General features: G+C 47.7%; 10 protein-coding genes. 7 read left to right on the top strand and 3 right to left on the bottom strand.

Translation table 11 applies throughout. The annotated features are described in order from the left end of the window. The first annotated feature begins 12 nt into the window (after positions 1-12). The 6 genes from OCV29_RS04770 (at position 13) to OCV29_RS04795 (ending at position 6,549) form a co-directional block, all read left to right on the top strand. On the top strand, positions 13-1,125 hold the full coding sequence (locus OCV29_RS04770; protein ID WP_073604655.1) for an extracellular solute-binding protein: 1,113 nt from the start codon (positions 13-15) through the stop codon (positions 1,123-1,125). 142 nt (positions 1,126-1,267) lie between these two features. Next, positions 1,268-2,131, top strand: coding sequence for a glycerophosphodiester phosphodiesterase family protein (locus OCV29_RS04775; RefSeq protein WP_073604656.1), 864 nt, complete (start codon positions 1,268-1,270; stop codon positions 2,129-2,131). A gap of 126 nt (positions 2,132-2,257) precedes the next feature. Continuing rightward, complete coding sequence (locus OCV29_RS04780; RefSeq protein WP_073604657.1) at positions 2,258-2,734, top strand: GNAT family N-acetyltransferase; 477 nt, start codon at positions 2,258-2,260, stop codon at positions 2,732-2,734. A 245-nt stretch (positions 2,735-2,979) separates the two neighbouring features. Continuing rightward, entirely contained in the window at positions 2,980-3,945 is a 966-nt protein-coding gene (locus tag OCV29_RS04785; protein WP_139281626.1) for a CARDB domain-containing protein, read from the top strand. Between the two features lie 238 nt (positions 3,946-4,183). Continuing rightward, the gene (locus OCV29_RS04790) at positions 4,184-5,617 is read left to right on the top strand and encodes an SLC13 family permease (protein ID WP_073604659.1); all 1,434 of its coding nucleotides are present in this window, start codon (positions 4,184-4,186) and stop codon (positions 5,615-5,617) included. A gap of 47 nt (positions 5,618-5,664) precedes the next feature. Continuing rightward, positions 5,665-6,549: a LysR family transcriptional regulator gene (locus tag OCV29_RS04795; RefSeq protein WP_073604660.1), complete on the top strand. Its 885-nt coding sequence runs from the start codon at positions 5,665-5,667 to the stop codon at positions 6,547-6,549. Positions 6,550-6,640: 91 nt separating this feature from the next. Here the strand turns inward: OCV29_RS04795 and OCV29_RS04800 are convergent, their stop codons facing one another. Next, complete coding sequence (locus OCV29_RS04800) at positions 6,641-8,266, bottom strand: methyl-accepting chemotaxis protein (RefSeq protein WP_073604661.1); 1,626 nt, start codon at positions 8,264-8,266, stop codon at positions 6,641-6,643. A 359-nt stretch (positions 8,267-8,625) separates the two neighbouring features. Here OCV29_RS04800 and OCV29_RS04805 point away from each other — a divergent pair, with 359 nt between their 5' ends. Next, a complete protein-coding gene (locus OCV29_RS04805; protein ID WP_261887392.1) occupies positions 8,626-9,417 on the top strand; it encodes an endonuclease/exonuclease/phosphatase family protein in 792 nt (263 codons plus the stop codon). A 54-nt stretch (positions 9,418-9,471) separates the two neighbouring features. On the opposite strand, the gene OCV29_RS04810 is transcribed toward OCV29_RS04805, so the two are convergent. Together OCV29_RS04810 and OCV29_RS04815 are read right to left on the bottom strand one after the other, a co-directional pair. Continuing rightward, positions 9,472-10,200: a siderophore ferric iron reductase gene (locus tag OCV29_RS04810; protein WP_073604663.1), complete on the bottom strand. Its 729-nt coding sequence runs from the start codon at positions 10,198-10,200 to the stop codon at positions 9,472-9,474. 153 nt (positions 10,201-10,353) lie between these two features. Continuing rightward, positions 10,354-12,516 carry a TonB-dependent siderophore receptor gene (locus tag OCV29_RS04815; protein ID WP_073604664.1) on the bottom strand — a complete coding sequence of 721 codons (2,163 nt, stop codon included), beginning with the start codon at positions 12,514-12,516 and terminating at the stop codon, positions 10,354-10,356. Between the last annotated feature and the right edge of the window lie 72 nt (positions 12,517-12,588).

A 12,588-nucleotide genomic window follows, 5' to 3' on the forward strand; every position in this document is an offset into this window, starting at 1 on the left:
AAGGAGTAAACGATGAAAAAGTTAATCTGGTTGCTTGCTGCATCTGCTTTAAGCTGGTCAGTGGCATCTTCAGCCAAAGATCTGTCCGGCATGCGCTGGGATGAAGTTTTGACGCAGGCAAAAGCTGAAAAAACGGTAGTCTGGTATCAGTGGTATTTTCAGGATCGTTTCAGAGAGACGGTGAAATCATTTGAAAAACAGTATGGGATTAAAGTCCGGATCACTGAAGGCGGGCATCAGAGTAATCTGCAGAAACTGATTGTTGAAAAGAACCGCAAACAAGGGGATATCGATGTCATTTCTTTATCGGGTTCTGATCTGGCAAAGATAAAAGCCAAAGAGGTGCTGACCGGGCCGCTGAAAAACCGGCTGCCTGACGGACAGGTGCTGCGTTACAAGATTGAAGGGGTCGATAACCATGGGATGGCCCCTGCGTTTTGGGGCAATCAGACCGGTATTGCCTATAATCCGTTATTGATTGCAGAAAAAGATTTGCCGCAAACCACAGAGGACTTTTCTGCTTATATCAAAGCGCATCCGGGAAGTTTTGGCCTGAATGCCGAAAATGGTGGATCCGGTCCGGGATTTATTCAGTCCATCGCCCGGAATATGTTACCGGAGATTGATTTTAAAACCGCAGAGCCATCTCAGCAAGTGATGCAGGCATTTCAGCCGGTGTGGGACTGGTTTAACCACAGAAAATCAGATTATGTCATTACGGCATCAAATATTGACAGTCTGAACCGGGTGAATGGTGGTGAGCTGGCATTAGCTCCGGCCTGGGAAGATCAGCTGGCGGGGTTACAAAAGAAAGGGGAGTTGTCCGGGAAACTGAAATTTTACATTCCTGCCATCAAAATGCCGGGGGGCGGTAATGTGGTTGCGATTCCGCGCAATGCTGCGCATCCGGCTGCTGCGCTGGTGTTTATTCACTGGCTGACCAGCAGCCAGACACAATCTGAGCTGAACCGGGTTTATGGGTCTGCACCGCAGCACCCGCAGGCCAGCGATGCGTTCTCTTTGCTGAGCGCCAAAGAACGACAGAAGAGTACGGACTGGGCGAACAAGAAGCTATCTGATGCCATCAAAGCCGGCTTTATTAATGAAGTCAGTTTGCATGACTGACATATCGCGCGCCTGATGATGGCGCGCTTATCCGCTTGTTTTTTTGGATCAACATTTTTGGATCAGCAATTTTGAATCAATATTTTTGAATGAACGTGTTTGCATTCATTCGTCTTTTGTATATTTAAACCGGAAATAATTTATGGAATTAACAACCAAAACACTGGATTTTTCCCGCAATAATCCTGACGTATTGATTATCGCCCACCGTGGCATCTGGCATCAGGCGCCAGAGAATTCTCTGGCCGCCGTTGAAGCGTCGATTCAGGCTGGGGCTCAGATCGTTGAAATTGACACCCAGCTCTGCGCAACCGGAGAGTTTGTGGTCATTCACGATGCCACACTTGACCGGACCACCACCGGCAGCGGTCTGGTGGCTGAAACTTCACTCGAAGAGATTCAGCAATTGTATCTGTATGAAAGTGATGGTGCTTCTCAGGTGGTTTCACAGCAGCGGGTGTCTTTGTTATCCGAAGTCCTTGAGCTGGCCCGCGGGCGCATTATTGTGAATGTGGATGCTAAGTTTCCGGCGCAGCTACCGGCGATTGTCGATGCGATAGAGCAACTTGAAATGCTGGATCAGGTGATCGTCAAATCAAAATTTATCCCGGATGAACAAGCGGTGACGCCGGAACTGGCTCAGTTATGCCGTAAAGTCATGCATATTCCGCTGGTGCATGCACCGAAGGGAAAAATTGAGCCGTTGATGCGTGCTTTATCTGCCCTGCAACCAAAAATGATTGAGTTTTCCTTTGAAGATTTAGAGGAGTTTCGTGCCGCAAAACCTTTATTACAGCAGCTGGATTACCGGATTTGGCTGAATACACTGGATCCGGTGAATGTACTGGGATTCGCCGACGGGAAAGCACTCCGCGATCCGGAGGCCATCTGGGGCACTTTAATTGATGCCGGGGTCGGGGCTTTGCAAACCGATTATCCGGAGCAATTGGGTCAGTGGTTGTCAGAAAGGCCCCGTCAGGACACGTCACTGAGTCATCCGGAATAGCCGGATAGTGCGGATAAACAACGGGCCGTTCGCGGTGGTGCACTTCATTCATGACCTGAGATCGATTACACTGATTTCGTTTTTCCGTAATGGACTGTTTTATTGTGGAAGGATGGATGTAGTCATATGAGAATCAGGCCCGCAGTGAAAGAAGATGCCGCAACAATACTGGGTTTTATCAATGAGCTTGCTGTATTTGAAAAGGAACCAGATGCCGTGCTGAATACGGTTGACTCGATCGAAGCCCGTTTATTTGGGGATGAAGTACATGCGCAGGCGATTATCTGTGAAGAAAACGATCAGCCCGTTGGTTTTGCCGTCTATTTCTTCAATTATTCCACATGGCTTGGGCAGTACGGACTTTATCTGGAAGACTTGTATGTGTCTGAAGATCAGCGGGGCACTGGAGCCGGTAAAGCTATCATGAAATATCTGGCGCAAACTGCGGTGAATAAAGAATGTGGCCGGTTTGAATGGGTGGTGCTCCACTGGAATCAAAAAGCGATCGATTTTTACCAGAGTATTGGCGCCGAGCCGCAGGATGAGTGGATTATCTACCGGCTGACAGGTCAGGCCTTGCAGGATTTTGCGGCTGAAGACTGACATTTGCTTAGAGCGTGTTTATCTTTCATCGCCATTCCTGCTGGAGGCTATGAAAGATAAACACGCTCTAGTGGTGAATCGCCCGGAAAATCAGGTGGTTATGTTTACTCAGAAAAATTGATTAATTATCATTGTTGAAATTAGTTTCATATTAAGCATAATTTTTGGCTTCTTTCCTGCTGAATTCTGTCGTATCAGTGTTTTTATGTCATATCACTGGCCTGTATCGGGCCGATGAGGAAAATATGAAACTGAAAAAATTGGTTTCCGGATTCATTTGTTTCACCGGACTTTTTGCTGTACCTGCACTTGCTTCAATTTCTGTCAATAATGTGAGTGTTGATAAACGTGTCGATTATCCATCTGAAAGTACTTTTAATATTGAGTTTGGTTTGTTTGGCTCTGAAATTTTTGTGCCGCCATCTGCTGTCGGTCTTTATCTGACTCAGGATGATGGAAAAAGTGTCATCAGCCTGGGCTCGGCAGCGGCAAAAATCAATTGTGGGAAAAGTGGTCTTGGAACCACACTCTGTAAACCTCAAAGCGGAACCCGAAAATTTACCGCGGATGTGAATATGCTGAGTGCACAAAATAAAAATGTGCTGGGTCATACCTGTACCCCGCTTGAATTTAAGGTATTAGCAAAATACAGCATTTCATCATCTTTAAGTTCTGGTGTAGTGAAAATTGGTCCGTCTAATCCTGTTGACTGGCTGGTTTCATCCGGAAGTCTGGTGCCGAATAAGGTGTCTGTTGGCGATAAAATGAAACTGAAAGTCACGGTCAGTACCGGTTGTTCACAAACCAGTGGCAGTGCGCCCAAACTGGCGTTGTATATGACAGATAAAAATTATAATGGGTTGTATTATTATGGTCAGTTTGCCGGTCAGCTCCCTAATCAAGCCAGCTACACCTTTACTGTGCCTGTCCCTCAGCTTGCTGACGGGACTTATTATATGGTCATGATTGTTGACCCGGATGGTATTGTGGATGAACTGAATGAAAAAAATAACGCGGTTGGATTTAAGTTTACGGTGAGCAGCAGTACCAGTCTGTCCAAAGAGAAAGCAACCGCAAGTGAAGTTGTGAATCTTGAAGATAATGCTTCATTCTCTGAAAACTTTGTCGAACCACAATTGCCTGTTACCCCGGCTCTGAAAGTGATTGATCCTGATGCACTTGAAACTGAAAGTCTGACGGAACAGGAATAAGTCAATATTCTGTATTTCATTTGTGCAAAGGCTGCCTTCCGGTGGCCTTTGTTGTTTCTGAAAGTTTGTGTTTGTGGACCGGACCGGGATGTATGTTGAGTAGGGCGTTTTGTCACCGGAAACAGATCTATTCAGGAAAGGTCCTCTGATATGCTGAGGGAAGGGTTTTAAATTTACGAATAGACGATAGGTTCGCTTCATGAAATAGTGAGGGAAATGATTCAGATAAGGTTTCTGTATGTCTCTCTCATCTTCTTTGAAGCCCGGATTGACGCGATGGTTTACCCGGAAATTATCCGGTCACCCCGGAGTACAGGTTTTACTGCTTTGTGGCCTGACAGCACTGGGCGGTTTTTTTCTGGCTCAGTTTATTCCGGCTCCGATGGCCTGGGCCGCCGGGCTGACTTTGTTTTGTCTGGTGTGCTGGGGAACAGGCCTGGTCCCTGAGTACTGGCCGGTTCTGGTGTTTTTTCTGATAGCCATTGTCTTTCACGTCGCAACTCCTGCTGTTGTACTGTCCGGATTCACATCATCTGTGTTCTGGTTGTTTTTTGGTGGCATGATTCTGGGCGCATCGATTCGTTATACCGGTCTGGATAAACGGGCAGCCGCGCTGATAAGCCGGGTGATTGGTCGCTCTTATGCCGGTATGATTGCGATGACGGTCGTATGTGGTTTTCTGCTGGCGTTTATCATTCCTTCGGCAATGGGCCGGGTGGTTTTGCTGCTGCCGATTGTGACCGGTCTGGCTGAACATCTGGGTTATTCGCGGGGCAGAAACGGTTGGCTGGGCTTTTTGCTGGCCGCTTTTTTTGGCACCATCTTACCGGGTTTTACTATCTTACCGGCCAATGCGCCCAATATGGTGTTAGCGGGCACGACTGAAACGCTCTATCACTATCATTTATCCTACTGGGATTATCTGAGAATTAACTTACCGGTTCTGGGGATCCTGAAATCGGCTGTGTTGATAGCCCTGATTTTATGGATGTTTCCTGATAAGGCGCCTGTTTTCAGCTCCCTGAAACAGACCCCACAGCAACCCTTGAGCAGCCCGGAAAAAAAACTGATAGTGATTATCAGCCTCTGCTTGCTGGGCTGGCTGAGTGATAGCCTGCACCATGTGTCTCCCGGCTGGATTGCACTGGCGGCGGCGGTGATTTGTCTGATGCCGGGGACGGCGCTGACTTCCCCGCGCTGTTTAAGTGAGGAGGTAAACTATGGTTCGCTGTTCTTTATTGCCGGGGTTCTCGGGCTGGGCGCGGTGATTTCTGCTTCCGGGCTTGGGCATGCGCTGGTGGAGAAGCTCAGTGATCTGATTGGCTTTTCTCCTGACCATGATCTCTATAATCTGGGGGCTTTGACCGGCGTGTCTACACTGATTGCGTTTGTTGCCAGCCCGCCGGGCGTTCCCATTGTGATGACGCCGGTTGCGGAAGGTTTCTCCGGGATGACCGGACTTTCATTGACTGCTGTGTTGATGACTCAGGTGATGGCCTTTTCCAATATCTTTTTGCCTTATCAGTCTCCGCCGATGCTGAGTGCTGTGCAGATGGCTAAAATACCATTAGGTGCTGCCAGTAAATTGTGTTTCACCCTCTTTGCTGTGACTCTGTTCATTTTGATTCCGCTGAATCTTGTCTGGTGGCACGTATCTGGCGTGATACATTAACGGTCTGCTCGATAACTGTCGGTGCGATTGTGATAAAGGAGACGACGATGGAAATTCATCAGCTGAAAACTTTCCTTGCTGTGGCACGGGAAGGCAGTATTACCCGTGCATCTGACCAGCTCTGCCTCAGCCAGCCTGCGGTGAGTGCTCATATTAAGGCAATTGAGGAGACGCTGGGGCTCACATTATTTGACAGGACGCCACAGGGCATGTGTCTGACTTCTGATGGTCGTATGATTCTGCCGCAGGTTGAGATGACGTTAAATGCACACCGGGAAATTTTTGAACAGGCAACCCGGATAAAAGGTCAGCTGAGTGGCAACTTCCGGTTGGGTATTGGATGTCAGACGGCACCGGAAATGCTGGGTGAATTACTGACCCGGCTGGCAGATCGTCATCCTGATATCACGGTTTCTCTGACTCACAGTAGTAGCGCTGATGTGATTCAGGCGGTACGCAATGAAACACTCGATGCCGGATTTTACAGTGAAGCCGGAGAATCCGATCCGGTCTTTGATACCACTGAAGTGGAGCGATTTGGTATCTATCTGACGGCCGCTCCGGGGATGGTTGATCTGTCGCAACCGGCAGACTGGCAACAACTCGCTGCACTGCCATGGATTTGCCCGGCATCGAGTACCTGTTGCGGGCGTGCTGCTGAGGCATTATTTGATAAGTATCAGATTCGCCCGGCAAAAATGATCAGTGTTGACCGTGAGGCGGTGACAAAAAATTTGATCGCAGGTGGCGTGGGGATTGGTCTGCTACATACAGATACGGTGAGGCAGGCACAGTTATCCGGTGAGATCGAAGTGATTTGCGAAGCACATAAAGCTGCCCGGGTGCTGTTTTTCACCCTGAAAAACCGGGCTGGTCATCCTTTATTGAAAGCCATGAATACCCTGCTGTGTGAAATGATAGCGCATCATTAACTCATAATGCTCAAAGAATCCGGGAATGACACCCGACCGCCAACGGTGAAACGGCGTTGTACCGGTGACGATCGGGGCAGATGGCCTGAGATCAGACCTTAAAGCGATTGACCTGACCAACCAGTGACCCGGCACTCTCTAAAGCTTGATCGACGGATTGTTTCATCTGGAAAGATAATGTTTTAGCCTCTTTTGACATCCCGGACATCTGTACCAGACTGGTATTAATTTCCTGAGCAACCTGACTTTGTTGATCGGTTGCACTGGCCGTTTGCAGTGTCAGATTCTGAATTTGATCAGAGGAGACTTTAATATCAATGAGGAGTGCTCTGGTGGCTTCATTCAGACTTTCTGTGGATGCGGCAATCTGAACACTTTCATTGATAGAGGTTACCGCTTCAGAGACTTCTCCCTGAAGTGTTTGTATCATCTTGCGGATATCTTCGGTTGACAGTTGTGTTTTACCGGCCAGCTGGCGTACTTCATCAGCCACGACGGCAAAGCCCCGGCCCTGTTCACCGGCACGGGCTGCTTCAATAGCAGCATTCAGTGCCAGCAGGTTGGTTTGTTCTGAGATATTCATAATGACATCCAGGACTGATGAGATGCCGTCTGAACTCTGGGATAACTTTTCAATGACCTGTGAGGCCTGCGTAATCTGGTCTGTCAGATCGTGCAGGCGGTCCGTTGCTGCCTGAATCGAACGCTCTCCTTCATCAGACAGATCTGACAACGCCGCCACATGACTCGCTGTATCAGCGGCGTTTCCGGCCACTTCTCTGGTGGTTGTACTCATTTCTTCGATGGCTGTGACCACGGTATCCAGTGCCGTATCATTTTGATCACTGAGCGTTGCTGACTGAGTTGCCGCCTGATGAATCGACGACATTTCATCCCGGATGGTGTCTGCACCCTGACGAATCTGTTGGATCATCCCGCCCAGCTTTTCGACAAAGCCATCCAGCTCGCGGCTGAGCTCCCCGGTTTCATCTGGTTTCGGGTTATTCATTCTGCGGGTGAGATCGCCATCACCCTGACTGATTTCATGTAAATCATGGGTGACTTTACGGATTGATTCTGAAATATTTTTTGGGGCAAACCATGCCAGAAACACACTGATGACCAGTACAAAAGCAGACAAAATCAGAACAATAAGCTTGAAGTTATCAATATGCGCGTGGATGACTTTTTCTTCAATCACAGCATATTTGTTGACCAGTTCTTCTGAACCATCATAGAGGGTCCGGAGTGTTAAGAATACATCTTTGTGTTCGCGGGTAAAACGACGTTTTGCACTGGCATGATCATGATGCTCAACTGCGTTTATCACGGCGTTAAATTCACGTTGCCAGTCTTGATATCTTTGCTCAAAAGGAGAGACATACCGGACGATTTCTGCGACATCCCGGGTTTGAGTGATAAAGGCTTCCATTCTGTCTTTGGCTTGTCTGGCATTGGATAATACCGTTTGTTTTAATTCGTCTTGCTGTGCGGGTGGCAGTGAATCAGAAAAAGCTAAGGTGGAAAGGGCCAGTGCTGACTGATAGAGATCACGATCGGCATTTTGAATCAGCGTGGCTGATTCCTGATATTTGCCGGTATTATCCTGAATATAAATCACCAGATTATAGGCTAAGACAACAACAGCTAGAAAAACAGCAGTCAATAATGAAAAACTAAAAGTATATCTGGAACGTATTGTCTGCATCAGTGGCATGTATTTTTTTCTCCCGAAATGTAATCAACTTGTGGCGATGGTGTTAAATCTCATGATTTGGAATGAAATCGGATGTATGAGATAAAGGATGAATATAATGATTTTTATTATTTAATTATCACCATCTATAATGGAGGCTAATAAGTAAATTATATTATGTTAATTGTCAATTATTGAAATACCATTTCAAATATAATTGATGCCGTAAGAATCAGTGCAAGACAATGTCGGGATCAATATCAATGGGGAAAGTATGGCCAAAGTTACTGCTATTGATTTTACCTTTAATTTTCTGGAGGTGGAGTTATTCGGAATCCGGATTATGGTGGGCTGAAAGCTGGTCGTCTGTACCGGGGGTAATGGCTTCCCTTTACCTCCTTTATTGTGGCGTGTTCATCTATTGCCGCCTGTTTTTTTTCGCATCTGTGGCTTTGATTATATGTCTGCTTTTTTCTATCAGAATTTTGCCTGATATACGGACTCAGGCCCAGGCGTGTGGTAAGACGTTTAAAATTCTCCAGTACAATATTTTGTTTGAAAACAAGAAAATTGATAATTTGATTCAGTTTGTCAAAAAAGAACGGCCGGATTTAATTGTTTTGCAGGAAATGACGCCCCGTCACGGTGCTGCTCTGCAAGGACTCCATGAATTATATCCTTATCGCTATGGTGGTCAGCCCAAGGTCGGTTATCCGTCGAATCAGTTTATATTAAGCCGGCAACCATTATATGGTATGTCTGTGTTCCGCACCGATGATGACCAGAGTCTGATTCGGGGATTCTGGCAACCGACGCCAGATGTGGATATCGCTTTATTTACCGCGCATCCGCCCTCGCCACGGGGTCAGCAGCTTTGGCACCGGAGAAATCTGATGTTTCAGACGGTGACATTTTTGACCGGATTCGTGCCGGTTGAGAATACGCTGGTGATCGGTGATTTTAACTTATCCTCAGATTCAGCACGGTATCAGCAGCTTTTTCCGGGGTTTTCTTCCCTGCCGGTGTCATCCTGGCCGGCCATCTCATTTTTTCCTGCGGTGGGAATCGATCACTTGTGGATACGGGGAAGTGCCCGGCTCTGCGCCCGTGAAGCGGTGACACAGGTGGAGGGTTCTGATCACTGGCCGGTGCTGACTCATCTGGGTATATGATGGTGTTTAGGGTGATTTGTGGTTAGGACGATTTGTATTTAGGGTGATTTGTGTTTAGGACAAATTGCGTTTAGGACAATCAGCACATAAGCTGCCTTGTTCTGTTTTAAACACCAGACAACAGCTTCGGCGGATAAAGCGGGTTGTGCCTGAATCGCCCGGACGAAGCGTACTGAGGGCCGATGAGGGAAGTTGCATCGCTTCGGTCCATAACCCAGCCTGATGTAAAATTTTCTGATGATGCCAGCGGGGATCAATGTGTTGTAGTTTCATCAGGCAGCCAAATAACGCATCGGTAAATAGCTGGTTTGTCATTCCCGGCCGGCAACGATACAGAGTATCAAGTTGTGTCTGGTAGTGATTCAGTAATGGTTGAAGCTGGTTTGCTGCCCGCTCAATCAGCATCTCAATTTCTCCGCGCTCAAACTGTGATGATGAAAGAAAAAAACCAGCCACGGAACCATGATGATACCGTTGCCTGAAGCCGGTGAAGTCGGGGAGTTGCTGCATGCCGTAAATGGCTGTCATGACAATATATAAAGGTTGCCATGTCAGTAAGGTCCAGCAGCGAATCAGCCAATAGCCATGTCCTGCCTCCGGACTGCTGTTTTTGACTGCCTGATAAAGGTTTTGCAGCACGGGTAAGTCTTCTGTCGTTCCTGACAAAATATATTCATCCGGCCGGGGACGGGGGGATGGTGTTAATTCGCCCTTTAAATAAGGCGTGATGGATTGACAGAGTTGATTCAGCGTTTCAAACGGTTGAGATTGGGTTGATTGCATCGTTGGTTTCCTGAAAGAACCGATGGGGTTTGGATGAAAAAAATCTGATGAAAAACAGCCTCTGAAATCAAGGCTGCTTTTTTATTTGTATCCACGCTCCGGGTCAACTGGCCCCTGATGTTCATTTTAACCGGAACATCAGTAAGAGCGGGATCAGAACTGGTATTTCACATTCACTTCAACCGTTCGTTCGGCCCCGTACCAGCAGTTTGCTGACGAATAACAGGAGTAATATTCTTTATCGAACAGGTTGGTTGCGATCAGGTTGACTTCAGCGCCATCGAGCGAAGGTGACAGATGTTTCAGATCATAGCCCGCTGAGAGATCAACCAGGGTATAATCCGGTACCTTACCTGTATTGGCGGCATCAATTTCCATTTCACCCACATAGCGTACACCGCCACTGAGACGTACTCCGGCCAGAGCACCTGTCTGAACGTGGTAATTGGCAGACAAATTGGCCCGGTGCCGGGGGATCCAGATCGGGGTTTTGCCTTCCATATTGTGTTGGGTATCATGCGTCACTTCCATATCCATGTAAGTGTAGTTGGCCTCAATATCCCATTGTTCACTCCAGTCCCATTTGCCCTGCAATTCAAGACCCTGAGACGTGACTTCGCCTAACTGCACCTGAAAGGCTGAGTTATCCGGGTCGGTCGTGAGGATGTCGTTTTTCACGATATGGAACCATGCAGCAGAACCCGTGAAATCACCATAGTCATATTTCAGTCCCAGCTCAGCCTGCTTACCGGTTTGTGGATCAAAGGTATGTCCGTTTGCATCTGTCCCGGCAGCCGGTTCAAAACTGGTCGCGTAGCTGATATAAGGCGCGATACCGTTTTCAAACTCATACAAAGCACCGATCCGGTATGAGAAAGCATGGTGACTGGCCCGGCTGTGGCTGTCTGTCCCGCTGATGGTGACTTTGGTATCTGATTTATAATAGTCAAAGCGTCCGCCCGCAATCAGGACAAGTTGATCCCATTGCAGCTGATCCTGCAGATAAACACCGGTCTGACGGACGGAAATATCACTGCTTTGGCGGTAAATCGTGCTCAGTGTGCTGGTATCCAGTAAGCTGTTATCCGGGTGGAACAGGTTAAACTGATAAAAAGCACTGTCAGAAGAGGCATATTCCTGATAGAGAGAATGACCATCCAGTTTTTGATAGTCGATCCCCAGTAACAGGCTGTGAATAGTATTGTCTGTGGTGATCATGCCGGACAGCTGGTTATCCGCCGTCAGCCCGTAGGAAGACTCATCGGTTGAGTAAATATTCCGGCCCAGTGTTCCGGTTGCTTCATCGAAAGATGATGCCAGATGGTAGGTGTTTCTCTGGTTCAGTGAGGCGTCCATATAACGGACATTTTGCAGAAAAGACCAGTTCTGATTGAATGCATGATTGATTTTATAACCCGCTAACCAGAATTCACGCTCCAGATGGTTCCAGTGGGTATCGCCGACAAAAGTTGACGGGCTGGTGGAGCCATTCGGGTTACTGTGGAACATGCCGGATGACGGGATCGCAGAGTTGACGCCCATGTCCGGGTCATGCTGATAGTAAAGGTTCAGATTCAACAGGGTATTATCCGTGATCTGCCAGTCCAGAGAAGGTGCAATGACCTGACGTTCTTCTTCAGAATAATCAACCTGACTGTCCTGTTTCCGGGATAAAGCGATGATTCGGTAAGCGACATTACTGTCACTGATCTGCCCGGTTGAATCAACGGAGACCTCGGATAAATTTCTGGATCCGGTGGCTACCTGTACTTCGGTTGATGGTGTCTGGCGGGGTGATTTGGCAATCATGTTGACCATGCCACCCGGAGGCATGGTGCCGTAAAGTACGGAGGTCGGGCCTTTGAATACTTCGACCTGCTGAAGTGCGACCGGATCGATTTGAGGTTGCAGGTTCCAGCCTTTCAGGAGCTGAAGCATCAGTCCGTCATAATAACTCTGCGGGGCATCGAATCCGCGGATATTAAAAGTATCAAATAAAGTGACTGCACCCCCACGTACTTCTGTGACGACTCCGGGTGTGTAACGCAGCGCCTGATTCAGGGATTTTACGCCCTGGTTTTCGAGCGTTGTACTGTCAATGACGGAGATCGCCTGGGGCGTTTCTTCCGGGGCAAGGGAGGTTTTTGTCGCTGTATTCCGGTAAGTTTGCCCGAATACCTGGATCACATTGTCTTGATCGCCTGATTTTTCTGAAGGCTGGTTTTCCGCTGCTGTGGCACCCATTGTCAGCAATGACAGGCTGATTGCTGTGACAACAGGCGTTGGTTTAAATTTTATTGTTTGTTTGATTGTCATGATTCTGTCCGTCTCTGAAAATATCCTTGAATTGCTCATGCCTCAGAGTTTTTATTGATAATAATTATCGTT

The sequence above is a fragment of the Vibrio aerogenes genome (genome assembly GCF_024346755.1).
GTDB lineage: Bacteria > Pseudomonadota > Gammaproteobacteria > Enterobacterales > Vibrionaceae > Vibrio > Vibrio aerogenes.

What these genes read in the sequence shown, in the direction of transcription:
- OCV29_RS04770 (WP_073604655.1), top strand. Translation starts at nt 13, where the DNA reads ATGAAAAAGTTAATCTGGTTGCTTGCTGCATCTGCTTTAAGCTGGTCA.
- OCV29_RS04775 (WP_073604656.1), top strand. Translation starts at nt 1,268, where the DNA reads ATGGAATTAACAACCAAAACACTGGATTTTTCCCGCAATAATCCTGAC.
- OCV29_RS04780 (WP_073604657.1), top strand. Translation starts at nt 2,258, where the DNA reads ATGAGAATCAGGCCCGCAGTGAAAGAAGATGCCGCAACAATACTGGGT.
- OCV29_RS04785 (WP_139281626.1), top strand. Translation starts at nt 2,980, where the DNA reads ATGAAACTGAAAAAATTGGTTTCCGGATTCATTTGTTTCACCGGACTT.
- OCV29_RS04790 (WP_073604659.1), top strand. Translation starts at nt 4,184, where the DNA reads ATGTCTCTCTCATCTTCTTTGAAGCCCGGATTGACGCGATGGTTTACC.
- OCV29_RS04795 (WP_073604660.1), top strand. Translation starts at nt 5,665, where the DNA reads ATGGAAATTCATCAGCTGAAAACTTTCCTTGCTGTGGCACGGGAAGGC.
- OCV29_RS04800 (WP_073604661.1), bottom strand. Translation starts at nt 8,266, where the DNA reads ATGCCACTGATGCAGACAATACGTTCCAGATATACTTTTAGTTTTTCA.
- OCV29_RS04805 (WP_261887392.1), top strand. Translation starts at nt 8,626, where the DNA reads ATGGCTTCCCTTTACCTCCTTTATTGTGGCGTGTTCATCTATTGCCGC.
- OCV29_RS04810 (WP_073604663.1), bottom strand. Translation starts at nt 10,200, where the DNA reads ATGCAATCAACCCAATCTCAACCGTTTGAAACGCTGAATCAACTCTGT.
- OCV29_RS04815 (WP_073604664.1), bottom strand. Translation starts at nt 12,516, where the DNA reads ATGACAATCAAACAAACAATAAAATTTAAACCAACGCCTGTTGTCACA.